This is a genomic window from Pseudomonas sp. BBP2017 (assembly GCF_003024385.1).
Classification (GTDB): Bacteria; Pseudomonadota; Gammaproteobacteria; order Pseudomonadales; family Pseudomonadaceae; genus Aquipseudomonas.
Map to the genome: position 1 here is coordinate 516,651 of NZ_PVZN01000001.1, position 23,057 is coordinate 539,707.

At 61.0% G+C, this 23,057-nt stretch carries 19 protein-coding genes; 8 read left to right on the forward strand and 11 right to left on the reverse strand.

From position 1 onward, the window contains the following. The first annotated feature begins 21 nt into the window (after window positions 1-21). On the forward strand, window positions 22-1,485 hold the full coding sequence (gene dacB / locus C6382_RS02360; RefSeq protein ID WP_107022926.1) for a D-alanyl-D-alanine carboxypeptidase/D-alanyl-D-alanine-endopeptidase: 1,464 nt from the start codon (window positions 22-24) through the stop codon (window positions 1,483-1,485). 4 nt (window positions 1,486-1,489) lie between these two features. Here dacB and C6382_RS02365 read toward each other — a convergent pair whose 3' ends face one another. Together C6382_RS02365 and rlmKL are read right to left on the reverse strand one after the other, a co-directional pair. After that, window positions 1,490-3,886: a diguanylate cyclase gene (locus C6382_RS02365; protein WP_107022927.1), complete on the reverse strand. Its 2,397-nt coding sequence runs from the start codon at window positions 3,884-3,886 to the stop codon at window positions 1,490-1,492. A gap of 106 nt (window positions 3,887-3,992) precedes the next feature. After that, complete coding sequence (gene rlmKL, locus C6382_RS02370; protein WP_107022928.1) at window positions 3,993-6,194, reverse strand: bifunctional 23S rRNA (guanine(2069)-N(7))-methyltransferase RlmK/23S rRNA (guanine(2445)-N(2))-methyltransferase RlmL; 2,202 nt, start codon at window positions 6,192-6,194, stop codon at window positions 3,993-3,995. Between the two features lie 541 nt (window positions 6,195-6,735). On the opposite strand from rlmKL, the gene rmf reads away from it, so the two are divergent. Then, complete coding sequence (rmf, locus tag C6382_RS02375) at window positions 6,736-6,951, forward strand: ribosome modulation factor (protein ID WP_010223328.1); 216 nt, start codon at window positions 6,736-6,738, stop codon at window positions 6,949-6,951. A gap of 95 nt (window positions 6,952-7,046) precedes the next feature. Here rmf and C6382_RS02380 read toward each other — a convergent pair whose 3' ends face one another. Next, complete coding sequence (locus tag C6382_RS02380; protein WP_107022929.1) at window positions 7,047-8,069, reverse strand: quinone-dependent dihydroorotate dehydrogenase; 1,023 nt, start codon at window positions 8,067-8,069, stop codon at window positions 7,047-7,049. A gap of 151 nt (window positions 8,070-8,220) precedes the next feature. On the opposite strand from C6382_RS02380, the gene C6382_RS02385 reads away from it, so the two are divergent. The 5 genes from C6382_RS02385 (at window position 8,221) to cobA (ending at window position 13,865) form a co-directional block, all read left to right on the forward strand. Further along, window positions 8,221-9,435: a CmpA/NrtA family ABC transporter substrate-binding protein gene (locus tag C6382_RS02385; RefSeq protein WP_107022930.1), complete on the forward strand. Its 1,215-nt coding sequence runs from the start codon at window positions 8,221-8,223 to the stop codon at window positions 9,433-9,435. 15 nt (window positions 9,436-9,450) lie between these two features. Continuing rightward, complete coding sequence (locus C6382_RS02390) at window positions 9,451-10,026, forward strand: ANTAR domain-containing response regulator (protein WP_107023022.1); 576 nt, start codon at window positions 9,451-9,453, stop codon at window positions 10,024-10,026. Between the two features lie 174 nt (window positions 10,027-10,200). Further along, window positions 10,201-11,412, forward strand: coding sequence for a NarK/NasA family nitrate transporter (locus C6382_RS02395; protein WP_107022931.1), 1,212 nt, complete (start codon window positions 10,201-10,203; stop codon window positions 11,410-11,412). 9 nt (window positions 11,413-11,421) lie between these two features. Then, entirely contained in the window at window positions 11,422-13,092 is a 1,671-nt protein-coding gene (locus C6382_RS02400) for a bifunctional protein-serine/threonine kinase/phosphatase (protein ID WP_107022932.1), read from the forward strand. 29 nt (window positions 13,093-13,121) lie between these two features. After that, complete coding sequence (gene cobA, locus C6382_RS02405) at window positions 13,122-13,865, forward strand: uroporphyrinogen-III C-methyltransferase (protein ID WP_107022933.1); 744 nt, start codon at window positions 13,122-13,124, stop codon at window positions 13,863-13,865. A gap of 57 nt (window positions 13,866-13,922) precedes the next feature. On the opposite strand, the gene C6382_RS02410 is transcribed toward cobA, so the two are convergent. The 8 genes from C6382_RS02410 to ppsA all read right to left on the reverse strand — a co-directional run bounded on the left by C6382_RS02410 (window position 13,923) and on the right by ppsA (window position 22,006). Then, window positions 13,923-14,957, reverse strand: a complete 1,035-nt coding sequence (locus tag C6382_RS02410; protein WP_107022934.1) for an OmpA family protein — start codon at window positions 14,955-14,957, stop codon at window positions 13,923-13,925. Window positions 14,958-15,067: 110 nt separating this feature from the next. Further along, window positions 15,068-15,634, reverse strand: coding sequence for an RNA polymerase sigma factor SigX (gene sigX / locus C6382_RS02415; protein WP_107022935.1), 567 nt, complete (start codon window positions 15,632-15,634; stop codon window positions 15,068-15,070). 113 nt (window positions 15,635-15,747) lie between these two features. After that, on the reverse strand, window positions 15,748-16,572 hold the full coding sequence (locus C6382_RS02420) for a mechanosensitive ion channel domain-containing protein (RefSeq protein ID WP_107022936.1): 825 nt from the start codon (window positions 16,570-16,572) through the stop codon (window positions 15,748-15,750). A 2-nt stretch (window positions 16,573-16,574) separates the two neighbouring features. Further along, the gene (locus tag C6382_RS02425) at window positions 16,575-16,829 is read right to left on the reverse strand and encodes a CrfX protein (RefSeq protein ID WP_371261983.1); all 255 of its coding nucleotides are present in this window, start codon (window positions 16,827-16,829) and stop codon (window positions 16,575-16,577) included. Between the two features lie 95 nt (window positions 16,830-16,924). Beyond that, complete coding sequence (locus tag C6382_RS02430) at window positions 16,925-17,920, reverse strand: zinc transporter ZntB (RefSeq protein ID WP_107022937.1); 996 nt, start codon at window positions 17,918-17,920, stop codon at window positions 16,925-16,927. A 27-nt stretch (window positions 17,921-17,947) separates the two neighbouring features. Then, window positions 17,948-18,436, reverse strand: a complete 489-nt coding sequence (rraA, locus tag C6382_RS02435; RefSeq protein ID WP_107022938.1) for a ribonuclease E activity regulator RraA — start codon at window positions 18,434-18,436, stop codon at window positions 17,948-17,950. Between the two features lie 68 nt (window positions 18,437-18,504). After that, window positions 18,505-19,521, reverse strand: coding sequence for an alpha/beta fold hydrolase (locus C6382_RS02440; protein ID WP_107022939.1), 1,017 nt, complete (start codon window positions 19,519-19,521; stop codon window positions 18,505-18,507). A gap of 109 nt (window positions 19,522-19,630) precedes the next feature. Continuing rightward, window positions 19,631-22,006 (reverse strand): phosphoenolpyruvate synthase, encoded by a 2,376-nt coding sequence (gene ppsA / locus C6382_RS02445; protein ID WP_107022940.1) that lies wholly within the window; start codon window positions 22,004-22,006, stop codon window positions 19,631-19,633. 176 nt (window positions 22,007-22,182) lie between these two features. Between ppsA and C6382_RS02450 the strand changes: the two genes are divergently transcribed. Continuing rightward, complete coding sequence (locus C6382_RS02450) at window positions 22,183-23,001, forward strand: pyruvate, water dikinase regulatory protein (RefSeq protein WP_107022941.1); 819 nt, start codon at window positions 22,183-22,185, stop codon at window positions 22,999-23,001. Window positions 23,002-23,057: the final 56 nt, after the last annotated feature.

Below are 23,057 nucleotides of genomic sequence, written 5' to 3' on the forward strand. Positions count from 1 at the left end.
CGCTCGCAGGGTTTATTGCACATGATCAGATCTCTACGTCCTCTTCTGCTTGCCGGCCTGCTTCTGCCCGTTGCCTTGACTTCCCAGGCTGCGGCCGTCAACACCACGCTGCCTGCCAAAGTACAGCAGGCGCTGAAAACCAATAAATTGCAGGACTCGGCCCTGTCGCTGGTGATGCTGCCGCTCAACGGCCCTGGCACACCAACCGTGTTCAATGCCGATATCTCGGTCAACCCGGCCTCGACCATGAAGCTGGTCACCACCTATGCGGCCCTGGAGCTGCTCGGCCCGACGCACCAGTGGAAAACCGAGTTCTACAGCGACGGCCCGCTGCGTAATGGCACCCTGCAGGGTAACCTCTACCTCAAAGGCGGCGGTGACCCGAAACTGAACATGGAAAAGCTCTGGCTGTTGATGCGCGACCTGCGCGCCAATGGGGTGCAAACCATCAGTGGCGACCTGGTGCTCGACCGCAGTCACTTCGTCCAACCCGTGCTCCCCCAGTTCAATGATGACGGCGGCGACGAAAACAAGCCGTTTCTGGTCAAGCCCGACTCCTTGCTGATCAACCTCAAGGCCCTGCGCTTTGTCGCCCGCAACGACGGCGGCAAGGTGCTGGTATCGGTCGAACCACCGATTGCCAGCATCCGTATCGACAACCAGGTCAAGGCAGTCAATAGCAAGCAATGCAGCGGCGACGTGCGCTATAACCCGGTCACCCGGGCAGACGGCGTCACCGTTGTGGTCAGCGGTCAGTTGGCTGATGGCTGCAACTCGCAGACCTACCTGTCGCTGCTCGACCACCCGACCTATGCCGCCGGTGCGGTACGGGCCATCTGGAATGAACTGGGTGGTACCATCCAGGGCCGCGACCGGATCGACAGCGTACCGAAAAGTGCGCGCCTGCTGGCACGCGCCTTTTCGCCTGACCTGGTCGAGATCATTCGCGATATCAACAAATACAGTAACAACACCATGGCCCAGCAGTTGTTCCTGAGCCTGGGCGCGCAGTTCCGCACCGATGCCGATGGCGACGACGCCCATGCAGCGCAGCGTGTGGTACGCCAGTGGCTGGCGAAAAAGGGCATCACTGCACCGCATCTGATCATGGAGAACGGCTCCGGGTTGTCTCGCGCCGAGCGGGTCAGCACCCGGGAAATGGCCGCCCTGCTGCAGGCTGCCTGGAAAAGCCCATATGCTGCCGAATTCATCAGCTCAATGCCGCTGGTAGGCATGGATGGCACCATGCGCAAGCGCCTCAAGCGTACCGCGATGACCGGCGAGGCTCATATCAAGACCGGCACCCTGAACACCGTACGCGCCATTGCCGGCTACAGCCGCGACAGCAACGGCAACACCTGGGCGGTGGCAGCGATCCTCAACGATCCAAAGCCCTGGGGTGCTTCAGCTGTGCTCGATCAGGTGCTGCTGGACCTCTATCGCCAGCCGAAACTGGTCAACAGTACCGCTGCCGTTCAGCCCTGAGTACTCAGGGCAGTTCTGCCTCGACCCGGTCGCGGCCAGCTTGTTTGGCCGCATAGACGCCGGAATCGGCGCGTAGCAACAAGGCATCGGCGCCCTCCCCCGGGCGCCAGCCGGCCACGCCAAAACTGGCCGTGACCTGCCCGACGCCCTCGACGACGACGTTGCGCACCCCCTGCCACAACTCCAGGGCCAGCGAGTGCGCCTGCTCGGCGTTACTGCCAGGGCACAGGACCATGAACTCCTCCCCTCCCAGGCGACAGAACACGTCGGTGCGCCGCAGGCGGTGACTGATGCGCTGGCACAGATTGCGCAACACATGGTCACCCACGGCATGACCAAACTGGTCGTTGATGCGCTTGAAGTGATCGATATCCAGCATGATGATCGCCAGGTCCTGCTGGTCGCGCTGCGCGCGCTCAAGCTCGACCTTCAAACGCTCCTGGAAATAGCGCCGATTATGAATACCGGTCAGCGAGTCGGTCACCGACAGCGCGCGCAGTTCTTCTTCAACCCGCTTCAGATCGGAGATATCCGTCAGATAGCCGTGCCACAGCGTACTGCCGTCCTCCTCCGGCTCAGGAGTCGCCTCGCCCCGCACCCAGCGCTGACCTGCCAGTGGCAACACCACTCGGTACTCTTCACGCCAAGGTGTCAGGTGATCGGCTGAATGGCGGATCGAACTGCGCACGCGTAACAGGTCATCCGGGTGGATCCGCTCAAATACCGCCGTAGCATCCTGGCGCAACAGCTCAAGTTCAATCTCGTAGATGTCACGCAAGCCTTCACTGGCATAGGTGAAACAAGAACTGCCATCCGGGCGCAGGCGAAACTGATAAATGCCGCCAGGCACCTCGGCACTGAGCTTGTCCAGCAAGCGGTCACGGGCCGCCAGAGCTTCATGCACACGCTTGCGCTCAGTGACATCGATACAGATCGCCAAGTGACCGACCCACAGGCCATGCTCATCGAGCACCGCCGTGACCAGCATGTTGGCAAGCAGGTGGCCACCATCCTTGCGCTGCAGTGTCCACTCACCTGCCTCGTTGCCCCCTTCCTGGACGGTTTGCGCAAACATTGCCTGGGCGGGCGTGATTTCGCGCCCATAACGGTGGCTCAGGTCCCGGGCCCGCTGGTGCAGTTCTTGTGGTGAAATCAGCGCCTCAAGGGTCAAACTTCCCACTGCTTCGGCACTGCTGTAGCCAAGCAGGCGCTCGGCGCCAGCATTGAAGGTGCTGATCACGCCACGCAGATTGGTGGCGATGATCGCAACCTGGGTCGCCGCATCCAGCACACTGCGCAACTGATTGTGGGTATCACGCAATGACTGCTCACTGATGCGCAGCTCGCCAGTGCGCTGCTCGACCAAGGTCAGGGCGCGCTGACGCTGGCTGAACAGACTGAACAGCAAGGCACTGAGCAATACACTGAGCAAACCACCAAGAAACACCACGGCAGGGACTGCCGAAGAGCGGTTGGCCTGCATGAACGCCAGACTTGGACGGATATCGAGCTGATAGTCATGGTCGGCCAAGTGCAACAGATGACTGGCGGCCAGCGCTGAGGAGGTACCCCGATTATCCGACTGGAACAGCACCTCATGCTGGCTGTCCGGCCCGGACAGGTCGCGAATACGCACCACCAGGTTGTCCTCGACTGAATTGGGCAAACCTTCAGCCATCAGCTGGCGCAGGCTGATCACCGCCATGACATAACCGCGCGGTTCAGGGCCTGGATCGAGGGGTGCGAACACCGGAGCCACCATCAGCACCCCGCGGGCATACGCAGGCTCTACATCCGTAAGGTTAAGCGGCGCAGAGACGGCCATGCCGCCAGGCTTCGAGGCACGCTGCAGGGTGTCCCGGTGCAGGGTTTGGGAAAGCAGGTCGAGCCCCAGCGGCTGGCGCTGCAGGCTCAATGCCTGGGTAAACAGCACCGGGTAGTACACCGGGCGTACCGGTGATACGCGCAAACTGCCGTCATCTGTCAGTTGCTGAATTTCGTAGGGGTGGCCAAGGACCTGACTCGCGCGCCGCTCAAACGCATGGCGTGCCGCCCCCGGCACCTGCGGCGCCCAGGAATAGGCCTGGGTGCGATGCAACAAGGGCCGCGCATAACCGTTGAATTCTTCGGGGGTGATTTCAGTAGCAAAAACGAAGAACCGGCGCAGCCCATCCAGGCGCTGCACCTGATCCTCGAAGCGTTCTTTGATACGGCTGTAACGCTCACTGGCGAGCAATTCGAAGCGTTGGCGCAACTGTTGCTGGTACAACTCGTAGGTTGCCAACGCCAGAAAAGCGGTCAACAGTCCGCCGGCCACCAATGCCACGAGGGCAACCAGCCAAGCGGACACTTCTTCGCTGACAAAGCCGAGCATCTTTGGACGAACGCCATGCATCGACATAGTTGATAACACTCATAACGCCAGTATGCAGCGTTTCCCAGGCCTTTCTTCAGTTATAGCCATTAGCCACTAATGAAGCAATCTACGGCCTGGGAGAAGATCACCTTCAACGTGCTTGAATGCGCCACGCTCGATGAATCCTGGTGTTACGGGCGAAGTCCGGATCCAGAGTCTGCGCACTGATTTCCTCTACCGCATAACGCTCGGCCAGACGTTCGTCGAGCTGGAACTTGCGGAAGTTGTTGGAGAAATACAGCACACCGCCTGGTGCCAGACGCGCGACCGCCAGGTCGAGCAATTCGACATGGTCACGCTGGACATCGAACACACCTTCCATGCGCTTGGAGTTGGAGAAGGTCGGTGGATCGATGAAGATCAAGTCGAACTCATCACGGCACGCTTGCAGCCAGGCCATGACATCACCCTGCTCCAGACGGTTCTTGTCGGAGAAGCCATTGAGCGACAGGTTGCGCCGTGCCCAGTCCAGGTAAGTCCGTGACAGGTCGACGCTGGTGGTGCTGCGCGCACCGCCCTTGGCCGCATGTACGCTGGCGGTCGCGGTGTAGCAGAACAGGTTGAGGAAACGCTTGCCGGCGGCCTCGCGCTGGATACGCATGCGCATCGGCCGATGATCCAGGAACAGCCCGGTATCCAGGTAGTCGGTCAGATTGACCAGCAACTTGACGCCACCTTCGCTGACCTCCAGGAACTGGCCCTGGGTGCTCTGGCGTTCGTACTGACGGGTACCGCTCTGACGCTCGCGACGCTTGACCACCACCCGGCTCTGGTCGATGCCCAGTGCCTGGGGAATTGCGGCCAGGGCATCGAACAGGCGGGCCTGGGCTTTCTCCGGATCAATCGAACGCGGTGCTGCGTATTCCTGGACGTGTACCCAGTCCTGATACAAGTCGATGGCCAAGGCATACTCAGGCATGTCGGCATCATACAGACGATAGCAACTGACCTGTTCGCGCTTGGCCCACTTGCCCAGCTGCTTGAGATTCTTCTGCAGGCGATTGGCGAACATTTGCCCACCTTCACTCAAGCGCGCCGGCTCGCTGGCAACGGCTGCCGGTGAACGCTGGCCTTCGCTACCCTGAGCGTCACGCTCGGGCTGGCGACGTTCGCCGGTGACGAACTGGTCAGGCTGCACCTTGATCAGCAGCAGCTTGCACGGCAGCGCACCGTTCCAGAACGCGTACTGTTTGTGGCTGCGAATACCCATGCGCTTACCCAGGTCCGGAGCGCCAGTAAACACCGCCGCCTCCCAGTTCAGGCACGATTGACGCAAGCGCTCACCGAGATTCTGGTAGAGATACAACAGGCTGGCTTCATCACCCAGGCGCTCGCCATAGGGAGGGTTACAGATCACCAGGCCCTTCTGGTTCTGGTCTGGACGCGGCTCGAAACTGCCGACCTCGCCCTGGTAGATTTTCACCCAGTCGCTAAGACCGGCACGTTCGACGTTGTTACGCCCCGGCTGGATCAGCCGCGGGTCGGCTTCGTAGCCACGAATCCACAACGGCGGACGGGCAAGACCAGCCTGCGCCCGCGCCTGCGCTTCATCATGCAGCTTGCGCCACAACGCCGGTACATGGCCAAGCCAGGCACTGAAGCCCCAGCGCTCGCGCTTGAGGTTGGGGGCGATGTCGGCGGCAATCATCGCCGCTTCCACCAGGAACGTACCCACACCACACATCGGGTCAGCCAGCGCCCCGCCGTCGGCGGCAATACGCGGCCAGCCGGCACGGATCAGCACGGCGGCGGCAAGGTTTTCCTTGAGCGGCGCAGCCCCCTGCTGCAGGCGGTAACCGCGCTGGTGCAGGCTGTGCCCCGACAGGTCCAGGGACAAAATTGCTTCACCACGGTCCAGACGCAGGTGCACGCGCAAGTCAGGGTTGAGCTTGTCAACCGAAGGTCGCTCGCCATCGCGGGTACGCAACTTGTCGACAATGGCATCCTTGACCTTCAGGGCGCCGAAATGGGTGTTGTCGATACCCGAGCCATGGCCGCTGAACTCCACGGCCAGCGAACCACTGGCTTGCAGATGGTCCTGCCATTCGACCTCATGTACACCATCGTACAGGTCGTCGGCGTTCTTCATGTTGAAACGCTTGAGCACCAGCAGCACGCGGTTACCCAAGCGTGACCAGAGGCACAAGCGGTAGGCGGTTTCCATGTCGGCCGAGCCGCGAATGGCCGAGGTGTGTTCACGCACCTCTTCAAGGCCCAGGCCGCGGGCCTCTTCGGCGAGCAGGCCTTCAAGACCTTTAGGGCAGGTTAGGTAGAGTTCGAAACGGTCCGACATGTGGTATCCAGTGCCTTGAGCAATTAGTGGAGGGCAAGCGCATCGCCTTCCGATGTTTAATCGAACGCCTTTCCAGCGAGCGTTCGAATGGCACCGCGATGAGTGCCGGGCCACCCGGGCAATCTGACCTTTCGCCAGGGGCAGAAAAGTCTTTGATCGACGGGCAGAATGAAAATTTCACGACTGGCAGGGGGAAAAATGACCCTTCGTCGTATTGACTGCCTTGTTACAAATTATCACCCGGCGATAGCCAAGTGACTTCAATTCTTATCAAACCCTGATCATAGCGGGCTTTGCGTCGGATCCAGGCCTGACGCATTTATTTACTTATCCTTTGACCCTAGGAAAGGTTACGTCCTTATGACAAAACGATCATTCACACTGTGTCGTGCATTGGTTAGAACTCATCTCAGGTTGTCACCGCAACGGGGCAACACTTTCGCTCGCGACGCCGGCAGCGAGCGCAAACCGGCAGAACGATTCTGCCCGGCCTCCTGGAGGCCGACGGGACATTACAGTCAACAAGTGAGGGCAACACCCTATGAGAAGACTTAAGCGTGATCCGTTGGAACGAGCATTTTCACGTGGCTACCAATATGGGGTCACCGGCAAATCCCGCGAGCTTTGCCCTTTTACTCTACCGTCTGTACGCCAGGCATGGATCAATGGCTGGCGCGAAGGACGCGGCGACAACTGGGACGGTATGACCGGCACTGCGGGTATTCATAGACTCAACGAACTTCACGCCGTTGGCTGAACGAGGATCTGAATTCATTCACCATGCACGCCCCATCCGGGCGGCGGGCTAAGGCCCAGGGGCCCCTTTAAGGGGCCCTTTTTTATGCCTGCAGTTCAGCGCGGCATGGCAGCGATAGCGTCCACGGCTTCGCGGATCAGCGCAGGCCCCTTGTAGATGAACCCCGAATAGATCTGCACCAGGCTGGCACCGGCAGCGATCTTCTGTGCCGCATGCTTGCCCTCAGTGATGCCACCGGCGGCAATGATCGGCAACTTTGCGCCCAGTTCACCTGCCAGCACCTTGACGATATGCGTGCTCTTTTCCAGTACCGGCGCGCCCGACAGGCCACCGGCCTCGTCGCCATGGGGCAAGCCTTCGACACCCTCGCGGCCCAGCGTGGTGTTGGTGGCAATCACCGCATCCATGCCTGACTCGACCAGCGCCGCTGCCACCAACGCGGTTTCTTCATCGCTCATGTCCGGGGCAATCTTGATCGCCAACGGTACGTGCTTGCCATACTGCGCAGCCAGTTGCCCGCGGCGCTCGGCCAGGGCATCGAGCAATTGCTTGAGCGAGTCGCCGAACTGCAGGCTACGCAGGCCTGGGGTGTTGGGCGAACTGACGTTGACGGTAATGTAGCTGGCGTGGTTGTAGACCTTGTCCAGACAGATCAGGTAGTCGTCTACCGCGCGTTCGACCGGGGTATCGAAATTCTTGCCGATGTTGATGCCCAGCACGCCGCGATACTTCGCCGCCTGCACGCGGTTCAGCAAGTTATCGACACCCAGGTTGTTGAAGCCCATACGGTTGATGATCGCCTCGGCTTGTGGCAAGCGGAACAGGCGCGGCTTGGGGTTACCTGGCTGCGGACGGGGTGTGACCGTGCCGATCTCGACAAAACCGAAGCCCAGCTGGGCAAAACCGTCGATGGCGGCACCGTTCTTGTCCAAACCTGCCGCCAGCCCCACCGGGTTGGCGAACTCCAGGCCCATGACCGTCACCGGCAAAGCGGCCGGGGCCTTGGTCAGCAACCCGTTCAGGCCCAGGCGGCCACCGGCGCCGATCAGGTCCAGGGACAGGTCATGGGAGGTCTCCGGGGAGAGCTTGAACAGCAGCTGGCGGGCCAGGGTATACATGGGCGGGCTTAGCTCGACGTGAGTGAGGGGGCGATTATATAGATGGCATCGTCCGGGGGACAGCGCCGCCTTGGCATATGCGTTGCTTTGTTGACTCTTGACACCGGCCACGCAAGCGGCACGGCCTGACCTTCGATACAGGCGCGATACTGTGAACAACGATACCCCCACCACTCCACTGGCCTGGGTCAACGGCAGCGATGCGCCGGAAAAGCACAGTCTGAACATCGGCTTCATGGCCCTGAGCGACTGCGCCTCAGTAGTGGTTGCCGCGACCCAGGGCTTTGCCCAACCCTATGGCCTGAGCCTGAACCTCAAGCGCCAGAGCTCCTGGGCTGGCTTGCGCGACAAACTGGTCAGCGGCGAGCTGGATGCCGCCCATAGTCTGTATGGGCTGATTTATGCCGTGCACCTGGGCATTGGCGGCACCGGAGCCACAGACATGGCGGTGCTGATGGGGCTCAACCAGAATGGCCAAGGCATCAATCTGTCGGCGCCGCTGCAGCGTCAGAGCGTGACCCGTCCCGAGGCACTGGAGCGTTTCGTGCACCAAAGCAGGACAAAACTCACCTTTGCCCAGACCTTTCCGACCGGTACTCACGCCATGTGGCTGTATTACTGGCTGGCCAGCCAGGGCATCCACCCACTGCATGACGTCAACAGCGTTGTGGTACCGCCGGCGCAGATGCTTGCTCATCTGCAAGCCGGGCGCATTGACGGCTTCTGTGTCGGCGAACCCTGGTCGGCCGACGCCGTCGAGCAGGGCCAGGGGATCACCTTGGCTACCAGTCAATCGATCTGGCCTGATCACCCTGAGAAAGTCCTCGGCTGTACCCGCGCTTTTGTTGAGCAGTACCCCAATACCGCCAGAGCGCTGGTCAAAGCGATTCTGGCCGCCAGCCGCTTCATCGAGCAAAGCCCGGAAAACCGTCGTAGCACAGCCCAGCTGCTGAGCGGCCAGGCCTACCTGGACACGCCCTTGAACAGTATCGAACCGCGCTTGCTCGGCGACTACCACGACGGCCTTGGCAATCACTGGCACGACCCACATGCCTTGCGCCTGCATGACAACGGCCGGGCCAACCTGCCCTACCTGTCCGACGGCATGTGGTTCATGACCCAATTCCGCCGCTGGGGCCTGCTGCGCGAAGATCCCGACTACCTGGGCGTGGCGCGCCAGGTGCAACAACTGGCGCTGTACCGCGACGCCGCCAGCGCCATCGGCGTGCCTTGCAGTGAGCAGAACATGCGCCGAAGCCAGTTGATCGATGGCAGCTATTGGGATGGCAGCGACCCCGCCAGCTACGCCCGCAGCTTTGCCCTGCACGCGCTGGCGCAAACGCCCGCCGCCCTCGCCCGCCGCTGATCAGGGGAGGCCATGATGCTGCGAATCCTGTTGATCGACGACACCGAAAAGAAAGTCGGGCGCCTGAAAGCCGCACTGGTTGAAGCCGGCTTTGAAGTTATCGAAGAGTCAGGGCTGACCATCGACCTGCCGGCACGCGTCGAAACGGTGCGACCAGATGTGGTGCTGATCGATACTGAGTCACCGGGCCGGGATGTGATGGAGCAAGTGATCCTGGTCAGTCGCGACCGGCCACGGCCAATTGTCATGTTTACCGACGAGCACGACCCGAGCGTGATGCGCCAGGCGATCCAGGCCGGGGTCAGCGCTTACATCGTCGAAGGCATCCATGCGGCGCGGCTGCAGCCGATCCTCGACGTGGCCATGGCCCGCTTCGAGAGCGACCAGGCGCTCAAGGCCCAGCTGCAAGCCCGCGACCAGCAACTGGCCGAGCGCAAACGTATCGAGCTGGCCAAGGGGCTGCTGATGAAAATGAAGGACTGCAATGAAGAACAGGCTTACACCCTGATGCGTCGCCAGGCCATGAGCAAGCAGCAGAAGTTGATCCAGGTGGCCGAACAGATCATCGCCATGAGCGACTTGCTCGGCTGACGCTACCCTGGCCTGGCTTTTGCAAATGCTATTCGCACAGGTAGCCAACGGCGGTTGCCCCTTCACGACAAAGACGTCGCATCCCCCTCGCAGCAGCGGGCCGGGAGGCGGCGTCTTTTGCGTTTCTGCCCCTTGAGGGCGCGACCTGCAGTGCAACGTTCAACGAGGTGTTCGATGAATACGAGTTTCTGGAAGTCCGGGCATGTTCCCACGCTGTTCGCCGCCTTTTTGTATTTCGACCTGAGCTTTATGGTCTGGTACCTGCTCGGCCCCCTGGCGGTGCAAATTGCCACCGACCTGCAACTGACCACCCAGCAGCGCGGCCTGATGGTGGCCACACCGATTCTGGCCGGCGCCATCCTGCGCTTCGTGATGGGCATCCTGGTAGACCGCCTGTCACCGAAAACCGCCGGCCTGATTGGCCAGGTGATCGTCATCATCGCCTTGTTCTGCGCCTGGAACCTGGGCATACACAGCTATGAGCAGGCGTTGCTGCTGGGGGTGTTCCTCGGCGTCGCCGGCGCCTCCTTTGCCGTCTCTCTGCCACTGGCCTCGCAGTGGTACCCGGCCCAGCACCAGGGCAAGGCCATGGGCATTGCCGGCGCGGGTAACTCCGGCACCGTGTTCGCCGCACTGCTGGCGCCGGTCCTGGCCGCCAGTTTTGGCTGGAACACTGTTTTCGGCTTTGCCGTGGTACCGCTAGTGCTGACCCTGGTGCTGTTCGCCCTGCTCGCGCGCAACGCCCCACAAAGGCCCAAGCCCAAGGCCATGGCCGACTACCTCAAAGCCCTGGGTGATCGCGACAGCTGGTGGTTCATGTTCTTCTACAGCGTCACCTTTGGTGGCTTCATCGGCCTGGCCAGCGCCCTGCCCGGCTACTTCAACGACCAGTACGGCCTGAGCCCGGTCACTGCCGGCTACTACACCGCCGCCTGCGTCTTTGCCGGCAGCCTGATGCGCCCTCTGGGTGGCGCCCTGGCGGATCGCTTTGGGGGGATCCGTACCCTGCTGGCGATGTACACCGTAGCCGCCCTCTGCATTGCCGCAGTCGGTTTCAATCTGCCCAGTTCGGTGGCGGCACTGGCTTTGTTCGTCAGCGCCATGCTCGGCCTTGGCGCAGGCAACGGCGCAGTGTTCCAGCTGGTACCGCAGCGCTTTCGCCAGGAAATCGGGGTGATGACAGGCCTGATCGGCATGGCCGGTGGTATCGGCGGTTTCCTCCTGGCCGCCGGCCTTGGCGCGATCAAACAGCACAGCGGTGACTATCAACTGGGGCTCTGGCTGTTCGCCAGCCTCGGCGTGCTGGCCTGGTTCGGCCTGCACGGCGTCAAACAACGCTGGCGCACCACCTGGGGCTCGGCTGCCGTCACTGCAGCGCGGGTCTGAGGCAGCGCCATGAGCCTGCAACTGAGCTTCGCCCACGCCAGCGCCACCGGGCCTAGAGAAGAGAACCAGGATGCCTTGCGCCTGGTCACGCCCAACCCGGAACTGGCCGCCAGCAAAGGCTATCTGTTCGCCCTCGCCGACGGCGTCAGCCAGTGCGCCGACGGCGGCCTGGCCGCGCGGACAAGCCTGCAGGCGCTAGCTCTGGACTATTACGCCACACCGCCAACCTGGGGCGTGGCCCAGGCCCTCGACCGCCTGTTGCTGGCACAGAATCGCTGGCTGCGCGCCAATGGCGGTGGCCAGCCCCTACTGACCACCCTCAGCGCCCTGGTGTTGCGCGGCCGGCGCTTCACCCTGGCACATGTCGGCGACTGCCGTATCTATCGCTGGGCCGCCGGTCAACTGCAGCGCATCAGCGAGGATCACGTCTGGGATCAGCCCGGCATGCAGCATGTGCTAAAGCGCGCCCTGGGCCTGGATCAGCACCTGCAGGTCGACTACCTCGAAGGCGACCTGCACGCGGGTGAATGCTTCGTCCTGCTCAGCGATGGCGTCTGGGCCAGCCTCAGCGAATCACAGATCAGGGCGGTATTGCGTGAACAGATTGATTTGCAGGATGCAGCGCAAACGCTGGTCAGCTCGGCCCATCACAGCGGCAGCCAGGACAACGCCAGCGCATTGCTGGTGCGGATCGATCAGTTGGGCGCGAGCAACCTTGGCGATTCCCTGGCGCAATTGCAGCAATGGCCGCTGCCTGCCCCCCTGCGTAGCGGTCAATCGATCGATGGCTGGACGATCGAGCAGCCCCTCAGCCAGAGCCGGCAGTCCCTGCTATATCGGGTTCACGACAACCAGCAACACGCCTGGTTGCTGAAAACCCTGCCCGAGCAGCGCAAGGATGAACCTGGCGCACTGCAAAGCCTGCTGCTCGAAGAATGGTTCCTGCGCCGGGTTGCCGGGCGCTTCTTCCCCGAAGTGCACCCAGCCAGCCAACGCCAGCACCTGTATTACCTGATGCGTGAATACCCGGGTCAGACCCTTGAGCAATTGTTCGCCCGTACCGGCCCTTTGCCGCTGGTGGATTGGCAAGCGCTTGCCCAGCAACTGCTGCAGGCCGTGGGTATGCTGCACCGGCGCAACATCCTCCATCGCGATATCAAACCGCAGAACCTGCACCTGGGTGACGATGGCCAGCTGCGCCTGCTGGACTTCGGCCTGGCCTTCTGCCCAGGACTCTCTGAAGACCGCGCCCATGAACTCCCCGGCACCCCGTCGTTCATTGCCCCGGAAGCGTTCGGCGGCGAGCCACCCAGCGCCCGGCAGGACTTGTATAGCGTCGGCGTAACGCTGTTCTATCTGCTGACCGGTCACTACCCCTATGGCGAAATCGAAGCGTTCCAGCGCCCACGTTTTATCCAGCCCACCAGCGCTGCGCGCTACCGTCCAGACCTGCCCGAGTGGCTGGAACATAACCTGACCCAGGCGTTGCTCGCCGACCCGCAACAACGTTTTGAAACCGCCGAGCAATGGCTGTTGCTGCTCGAACAAGGCGAACGCCAGCACCTGAGCGTACGCCCGCGGCCTCTGCTCGAACGCGAGCCACTGAAGGTCTGGCGCAGCCTGGCGCTGCTGTCTTTGTTACTCAACCTGATCCTGCTGTTCTGCCTGCTAAAAGGCTGACGGCGTCCTTTGCCGATGAGGAATACCCGATGAATGCGAAAGTCTGGCTGATTGGTGCGGGGCCCGGCGACCCGGAGCTGCTGACCCTCAAGGCTGTGCGTGCCCTGGCTGAAGCCGATGTGGTACTGATCGACGACCTGGTCAACCCGCTGATCCTCGCCCACTGCCCTCAGGCACGCGTGGTTGCCGTTGGCAAACGTGGCGGCTGCCGCTCCACACCTCAGGCCTTCATCCAGCGCCTGATGCTGCGTTATGCACGCCAGGGCCGTTGTGTGGCCCGACTCAAGGGCGGTGACCCGTGCATCTTCGGACGCGGTGGCGAAGAAGCCGCCTGGCTGCAGGCTCAAGGTATCGAAACCGAACTGGTCAATGGCATTACCGCCGGTCTTGCCGGGGCAACCCAATGCGGCATTTCCCTGACCTTGCGCGGCGTGAGCCGGGGCGTGACCCTGGTCACCGCGCACACCCAGGATGACAGCCCGCTGAACTGGCAGGCGCTCGCCCAGGGGGGCACCACCCTGGTGGTGTACATGGGCGTGAGCAAACTCGGCGAGGTCCAGCAAGGACTGCTGGCAGCTGGCCTGGCAGCCGACACGCCGGTGGCGATGATCGAGAATGCGTCCCTACCCCAACAGCGCGAACAGCGCAGCACCTTGATGCAGCTATGCGCGGACGCTGCGCACTTCAAGCTGTGCAGCCCGGCGATCCTGGTGATTGGCGAAGTGGCGGCCCGAGAAGCGTCAGGCAGTACCCTGCTGCAGATACCAGCCTGAATCGCGAGTAAAGAAAAGCCCGGCCTAGGCCGGGCTTTTCCGTGAAGCGCTTACCAATTACTTGGCTTGGGCTTCTACTTGTGCTTCTACGCGACGGTTAACAGCGCGACCAGCGTCGGTGGCGTTGTCAGCAACCGGACGGGTTTCACCGTAGCCAACCGATTCAACGCGGCTCGACTCAACACCGTACTCGTTGGTCAGAACTTGCTTAACGGCGCTTGCACGACGCTCAGACAGCTTCTGGTTGTAAGCGTCAGGACCGACGGAGTCAGTGTGACCTTCAACAGTGGTGGTGGTCTGTGGGTACTGCTTCATGAAGTCAGCCAGGTTTTTGATGTCACCGTAGCTGTTCTGCTTGACGACCGACTTGTCGAAGTCGAACTTGACGTCCAGCTCAACACGTACGACTTCGGCAACAGCCGGGCAGCCGTCAGCGTCAACGGTAACGTTGGCTGGGGTGTCAGGGCACTTGTCGACGTTGTCGCAAACGCCGTCGTTGTCGCTGTCGGAGCAGACTTCAGCAACTGGAGCCGGAGCTGGAGCAGCGCCACCGCTACCACCGAAGTTCAGACCCAGACCGACGGTTGGACCCCACTCGGTGTTGCCGTTGTCGATGTTGTACATGGCTTCAACGCCGGCACGGGCGAAGAACATGTCGGTGATGTACCACTTGGCACCGGCGCCCAGGTTGGCGAAGGTGGAGTGGTCACGACCGTTGTTGGCAGCCTGACCGATGCTCTCGTGCGCGAAACCAGCGGAAACGTAAGGACGCACTGCGTCGCCTACGGTACCCAGGTGGTAGGTAGCGTCGAGCTTGGCTTTGGAACCTTTGATGTCCTTGTTGAAGACATCGCCACGAACGTTGTGAGTTTCGTTGTAACCCAGATCCAGCGACAGGTCGTCGGTCAGGAAGTAACCGAGGCGAACACCAGGGTTGGTGCCGTCATTCTGAAAATTGCGCTCGGTATCGTAGTACTGCTTGGTAACGTTACCTTCGATCTCAACCGCGCCTTGGCCTTGTGCCAGAGCGCCAAGCGAAGTTACGGCTACAAGAGAACCAATGGCCAAGCCCAAGGTGTTTTTCAATTTCATCCGTTAATTCCCCATCTGGTGATAGTTAAGCAGTCCCACCAACATCCGGGGGACAACTCGACGACAAGTTTAGCAGAACTTGCCGGTACGTTAGAGATATTTGCGCGCCACTAAGTTTCAGCAAGGCCCGCAAATTTCTCACGTAGCTTGTCTAGCGCACGTTTGTAGCGCATTTTCGTTGCGCTCAGGCCCATATGCATGATATCTGCGATTTCCTGAAATTCCAGCTCTGCGACAAATCGTAGCACCAAAATTTCCCGGTCAATAGGATTTACATGCACTAGCCATTTATCCAGTCCACCCTTTTCTTCCGGTTTCGGCGCCTTCTCTTCCGAGGCTTCCTCAAGTGGATCAAGACTCAAGGCATCCATCAGTCGACGCTTGCGCCGCTCCTTGCGGTACTGGGTGATGCACTCGTTATAGGTGATGCTGTAGAGCCAGGTCTTGAACTTCGATTTACCCTCGAAGTTCTTCAGGCCATAGAGCACCTTGAGCATCACCTCCTGACAGACATCATCAGCATCCCGATCGTTCCCCAGATAACGTGCACACACGTTAAAAAGAGTCCGCTGGTAACGCCGCATGAGCTCCTCATACGCGCGAGTAACATGAAACAGCTCCACATGCGAACGCGCCACCAACTCCTCATCAGTGAGCTCGCGGGGGTCGTAACGCATGGGCAGCGAGTGAACTTTATTCAAAACGAATCTGGCCGACAGTCAGGTCAATGTCGCCGCTTACCCCTGCCTGGGGTAATTTTGCGGCGGCATACATTAGCAGGATTACCCGGTTAGCGGCTATTGACTCGCTGCTCGAGAAGAATCCGGTTGGACAACGAGACCAGCTCGCCGTCATCGGTCAGCAGGGTCGTCTTGACCGTCCCGATCTCCTCGATCTGCCCTTCGACCTCTCCAACCTGCACGTGTTGGCCTACTTGATAAAGCTCTCGCACATAGATTCCAGCCAGAATCTGCCCGGCAATTTCGCGACTGCCCAGGCCCATTGCCAAGGCAACGGCCAGACCAACGGTAATCAATCCAATGACGATTACGTGGTTGAGCAGATCGGTCTTGACCTCAAGCTGGCTGATTGCCACTGAAATACTGATGATGATCACCAGGCCCTGGGCGATACGACCGACACCGGCGGCGTACTCCAGGCCGATGCCTTCGGCGGCGCCGCGCACCAGGCCGTTGACCAACTGCGCCAGCAGCACGCCCGCCAGTAGCACCAGTGCCGCCCCAAACACCTTCGGCAGGTACAGCGCCAGCATGTCCAGCGTTGCCGAAACGCGTTCAAGACCAAGGGATTCAGCGGCCGAGACCAGGAAGATCAACAACACGAACCAGTAAACGATCTTGCCGATCAACGTCGAGATCGGCACCTGGATACCGACCCGATCCAGCATCTTGGTCAGGCCGGTGCCGCCCATCAGGCGGTCCAGACCGAGCTTGGCCAACAGTTTGGAGAGCAAGGTGTCGAGCAGCTTGGCCACGACAAAACCGAGCAGCACCACAACCAGGGCGCCAAACAGATTGGGGATGAAGTTCGCCACTTTGGTCCACAGCGCGGTCATCGCGGTGAGCAAGCTCTGGGTCCAGAGATTAAGTTCCATATTCAATCGGCCTTATCAGCTTTACGAGCGGTAGCGTTACGGCGGACCGGCGCTACATGCGCCGAACCATTGTTCACGGCAATCATCAACGCCTGGCTCCAGCGGCCAAGCAGGCTGAACAGATCGCCCGCACCCACCTGACGGTTGGCGGTTTTCAGGACACGCCCAAGGCAGGCATCGTCGTCGCGCTCGCGCCCGGACGGTGATGCCTTGAGCAGGTCTCGCAGGGATTCTTCAAACGGATCGTGCATGGGCACCTCGCGCAATATCTGTCAAAGACGAGGTCGCCTCGGCGCGGGTCACATGAACCGGGTAGACAGTTAATGACTGATTGTTCAGCAAATGCACCGGATCACACCCAGCGCAGCCGGCGGAACAACCACCACTGCCCCAACGCCAGCGCCAGTACCAGCAAGCTGGCGAAGAGAAAACCATAGGGGCTTTCAGACCCCGGAATGCCGCCGACGTTGATGCCCAGCAGCCCGGTGACAAAACTCATGGGCAGAAAGATGCAGGTGATGATGCCAAAGCGGTACATGGTCCGGTTCATCCGTTCGGCACGCCGACGGTCTTCGCTTTCCAGCACCAGGGCAGCCCGCTCACGGGTCAGCTCCAGCTCCTCAAGGTAGCGGATCAGGCTGTTGTTCAGCTCGTTCCAGTAATCGGCATCGTCTTCGGCGAACCAGCTCCACTTGTTGCGCGCCAATTGCGCGTATAACTCGCGCTGCGGCGCGAGAAAACGGCGCAGGCCGGCGGCGCGACGGCGAATCTGCTGCAAGGCAACCTGTTCCGGTGCATACCGCTGGTCGGCTTCGAGCTTTTCTTCCTCAAGGTCGACCACCTCCGAGAGGTCGCTGACCAGCGCCTGAACCTTCTCGGTCAGTAACTGCGCCATGCTCAGCAACAGCTCAGAGGCGGTCTTCGGGCCACGGCCTTCGGCCAGTTGCTGCAACAGTTCGTCACTGGCGCGCAATGGCCGCAAGCGCAGGGAAATTACCCGCTGCGCCTGGGCGAAGATGCGTACCGAAACCATGTCTTCGGGCTCTGCGCCCGGATTGAGGTTGACCCCGCGCAGAAACAGCAGCATCTGCTCTTGCGGCAAGGCCAGCAGGCGTGGGCGGGTATTTTCTTCGAGGAGCAGGTCGCAGACGAATTCGCTCAGGCCACTGTCGCGGCGCAGCCAGGTCCGGGTCTGGGGATGACTGCGATCCCAATGCAGCCAGAGGCTCTGCTCTGGCTGCAGCTGCAGGTCGTCCAGTTCAGTTCGAGCAATCGAACGCGCACCGCCTTTACCATCGAGCACCAGGGCATGCACCAGCCCCCACTGCGCGTTTTCTTCCTCGAACATTCCTGCTCCACTTCGCGGCTTCAGTGCTTACTCCGGCATTTTAAGCGGACTTGGCGAGACAATCACACCATTGTTGTCAGCGTAGATGTACTCGCCCGGACGGAATGTCACCCCGGCAAAGGTCACCACCACGTTGAGATCACCGATGCCGCGCTTGTCGGTCTTCATCGGGTGGCTGGCCAAGGCCTGCACGCCAACGTCAGTCTGCGCCAGGACATCGACGTCACGCACGCAGCCGTAGATCACCAGGCCTTCCCAGTGGTTCTTCGCGGCCTTCTCGGCAAGCATGTCGCCCAGCAGCGCCCGACGCAGCGAACCGCCACCGTCGACCACCAGAACTTTGCCCTTGCCATCCAGGTCAACCTGCTCCTTGACCAGCGAGTTGTCCTCGAAGCACTTGATGGTGACGATCTCACCACCGAAGGAATCGCGGCCACCGAAGTTGCTGAACATCGGCTCCAGCACCTGTACCAGTTCCGGGTAGGCGTCGCACAGATCGGGGGTGAGATAATGCATGGGAAGCTCCTGTCGGTTGCCAAGACAAAGGGATGTCACAGTTTCAATCAGTTAACGAGGCCCAGCGATCACGCTTCAGGCTCAAGGCTACACGTCGGCGCCAATCCGGTCACCTGCTGCGCAGTATCATTGAGCAAAGCAGTCAAAGGGTCGTGCAGCCAGCGTTCGACCAGCGGCCATACCTGTGCCTGCGCCGGCTTGCTGACCAGCATATCGATGTGCCCGAAGTTGTCGAAGCCCTCCTCGCGCCCCAGGCGAACGAATTGCTTGTGCTCGCAACCCAGCTGTTCAAACAGCTTGCGACAGGCCCACACCGGGTCCTGATGGTCGCCTGCAGCGGCTACCGCCAACACCGGCACATCGACCTCAGCCAGCCCGGCCCACCAGTCGCGATCCTTGTCGCCGAAACGGCCGAACAGCCCGAACCAGCGCATGCTTTCCAGGGCCAGGCCGATCGGCTCGTCCTCCGGGCCACGTTTGAGCCGCGCGCCGGAAATCTGCCCGAAGCGCTTGAGCAACAGGCGCCCGCCCCACTCCACTGGCGGTAGTTTCAACGGCCAGTAGGTGCGGCTGACCTGGGTACCAAAAAACGCCGCGCTGGCCACCTGCTCGGGCGCCAGGTACTGACCGCCGAGCGCGGCGGCCAGAGTGGTACCGCCCAGGGAGTGGCCGATCCAGTGCGCGGCACGGCCGCACTGCTCGCTGACAAAGGCGGCGATGACCGGCAAATCGTAACGGGCATAGTCGGCGACACGGTTGTGTCGATAAGCGTGGTTGCGCGGCGACAGGCCGTGACCGCGCATTTCCGGAATCCACACATCAAAACCGGCGCGCGCCAGATACGCCCCCAGGCCAACACCCCGGGGCGAATACCAAAAGCGCCGATTGGAAAAGCTGCCGTGCAGCAAAATCACCGGGGCGCCGCGCACCTCGGCCTGGTCAGCCAGACCGAGGCGGGTGACCGCCAACTCAACGGTGCGATCCGGGCTGTTACCGGCTTTGATCCGGTAGACGTCTTCGCTCAGATCACCGCGACGTTCGGCACTGAGCAAGGCCACGGGAAATAGAGAACTGCTGCTTTGCATAGGTTTCTTGCACGAAAAAGGGCGGGTACCATCACTGGAACACGCCCTGGAATACGGTCGAAACCTTCACCGGCCAGCGAAGGCCGGGTGAAGGTTCCGGTTCAACGCCTCAGTTCGCAGCCTGACCTTCGGCCAGGAAGAACCAGGTTTCGAGTACCGAATCCGGGTTCAGCGAGACGCTTTCGATGCCCTGCTCCATCAGCCACTTGGCCAGGTCCGGGTGGTCGGATGGGCCCTGGCCACAGATGCCGATGTACTTGCCAGCCTTGTTACAAGCCTGAATGGCGTTGGCCAGCAGCTTCTTGACCGCAGGGTTACGCTCGTCGAACAGGTGAGCAATGATCCCCGAGTCGCGGTCCAGGCCCAGGGTCAGCTGGGTCAGGTCATTGGAACCGATGGAGAAGCCGTCGAAGTACTCGAGGAACTCTTCGGCGAGGATGGCGTTGGACGGCAGCTCGCACATCATGATCACGCGCAGACCGTTGTCGCCGCGAGCCAGGCCGTTTTCAGCAAGCAGGTCGACGACCTGGCTGGCTTCACCCAGGGTACGTACGAACGGCACCATGATCTCGACGTTGGTCAGGCCCATTTCGTTGCGCACGCGCTTGAGTGCGCGGCACTCCAGCTCGAAGCAGTCACGGAAGGTTTCGCTGATGTAACGCGAGGCGCCACGGAAGCCCAGCATCGGGTTTTCTTCTTCCGGCTCGTAGAGTTTGCCGCCGATCAGGTTGGCGTATTCGTTGGACTTGAAGTCCGACAGACGCACGATGACCTTCTTCGGCCAGAACGCCGCAGCCAGGGTACTGATGCCTTCGACCAGTTTTTCAACGTAGAAGCCGACCGGATCGTTGTAACCGGCGATGCGCTTGTCGACGCTTTCTTTCAACTCGGCCGGCAGGCCGGCGTAGTTCAGCAGTGCCTTGGGGTGCACGCCGATCATGCGGTTGATGATGAACTCCAGACGTGCCAGGCCGACACCGGCGTTGGGCAGCTGGGCAAAATCGAACGCGCGATCAGGGTTACCGACGTTCATCATGATCTTGAACGGCAGATCAGGCATGGCATCGACAGAGTTCTGGCGAACGTCAAAGCCCAGCTCGCCTTCGAAGATCAAACCGGTGTCGCCTTCGGCGCAGGAAACGGTCACACCCTGGCCATCTTTGAGCAACTGGGTGGCGTTGCCGCAACCGACCACTGCCGGAATACCCAGTTCACGGGCGATGATCGCCGCGTGGCAGGTACGCCCGCCGCGGTTGGTGACGATGGCGCTGGCGCGCTTCATTACCGGTTCCCAATCCGGGTCGGTCATGTCGGATACCAGCACGTCGCCAGCCTGGACCTTGTCCATCTCCGACACGTCTTTGATGATCCGCACCTTGCCGGCGCCGATGCGCTGGCCAATGGCACGGCCTTCAACCAGCACGGTGCCGGTTTCCTTGAGCAGGTAACGCTCCATGACGTTAGCTTGGGAACGGCTCTTCACGGTTTCAGGGCGGGCCTGAACGATGTACAGCTTGCCGTCATCGCCGTCTTTGGCCCACTCGATGTCCATCGGGCACTTGTAGTGCTTCTCGATGATCATGGCCTGTTTGGCCAGCTCGCTGACCTCGGCGTCGCTCAGGCAGAAACGGGCGCGGTCGGCTTTGTCGACATCAACGGTCTTGACCGAACGACCGGCCTTGGCTTCTTCGCCGTAGACCATCTTGATGGCCTTGCTGCCCAGGTTGCGACGCAGGATGGCCGGGCGACCGGCTTCCAGCGTGCCTTTGTGGACATAAAATTCATCCGGGTTGACCGCGCCCTGAACAACGGTTTCACCCAGGCCGTAGGCGCCAGTGATGAACACTACATCACGGAAGCCCGATTCGGTGTCGAGGGTGAACATCACGCCGGCGGTGCCGGTTTCCGAACGCACCATGCGCTGCACGCCTGCCGACAGGGCCACCAGCTTGTGGTCGAAACCCTGGTGCACGCGGTAGGAAATGGCGCGGTCATTGAACAGCGAAGCGAACACTTCCTTGGCGGCGCGGATGACGTTGTCGACGCCACGGATGTTCAGGAAGGTTTCCTGCTGACCGGCGAACGAAGCGTCTGGCAGGTCTTCGGCGGTGGCCGAGGAACGTACGGCGACGGCCATGTTCGGGTTGCCCTGGGACATTTCAGCAAAGGCGGCGCGGATTTCAGTGTTCAGGCGCTCGGGGAACTCGGCTTCCATGATCCACTGGCGGATCTGTGCACCGGTGCGGGCCAGGGCATTGACGTCATCGACATCCAGCGCGTCGAGCGCGGCGTGGATCTGGGCGTTGAGCCCACTCTGCTCGAGAAAATCACGGTACGCCTGAGCCGTAGTGGCAAAGCCGCCGGGGACCGATACACCGGCACCCGCGAGGTTACTGATCATCTCGCCGAGGGATGCGTTCTTGCCCCCCACATGCTCCACATCATGGACGCCGAGCTTATCGAGGGAAACTACGTACTCTACCAAGGTGATCTCTCCACTAACTGTGTTGGAAAAGCTCAGGTCGCCCGCCTGCCAGCTCTGGCTTGGCCGGGCGCTTGTGGCCTGGACCCGGAAAATAAGTGAGAATGCCGAACACGATGTTCGGTAAACCGAACCTATCATATCCAAGAATTCTCACCAGCTTAAGGCCCAAGGCGCAAATGAAACGATCTGCTTTCTTTATTTCCGACGGCACCGGTATCACTGCCGAGACGCTGGGACAGAGTCTTCTGGCGCAATTCGATACCATTCCGTTCAATAAATACACACGCCCGTACATCGACAGCGTGGAAAAAGCGCGGGCCATGGTACAGCAAATCAACAGCGCCGCAGAAAAGGACGGTGTCCGTCCGATCATCTTCGATACCATCGTCAATCAGGATATACGCGAGGTCCTGGCCACCTCCAATGGTTTCATGATCGACATTTTCTCGACCTTCCTGGCCCCGCTGGAGCAGGAACTGACCGCGCATTCGTCCTATTCGGTGGGCAAATCCCACTCCATCGGCGGCAACTCCAACTACATGGAGCGCATCGAGGCGGTCAACTTCGCCCTGGACAACGATGATGGCGCCCGCACTCACTACTACGACAAGGCCGACCTGATCCTGGTGGGCGTTTCGCGCTGCGGCAAAACCCCGACCTGTCTGTACATGGCCATGCAATTCGGCATCCGCGCGGCCAACTACCCGCTGACCGAAGACGACATGGAACGCCTGCAACTGCCCCAGGCCTTGAAAAACCACCAGCACAAGCTGTTCGGCCTGACCATCGACCCGGACCGGCTGACCGCCATTCGTCATGAGCGCAAGCCCAACAGCCGCTATGCCAGCTTCGCCCAGTGCGAGTTCGAAGTGCGCGAGGTGGAGAACCTGTTCCGCCGCGAGAACATTGCCCACATCAATTCCACGCATTTCTCGGTGGAAGAGATTGCGGCGAAGATTCTGGTCGAGAAAGGTGTGGAGCGACGTTTCAAGTAAGCTTCATCGGCTTCATCGGCTTCATCGGCTTCATCGGCTTCATCGCCGGCAAGGCC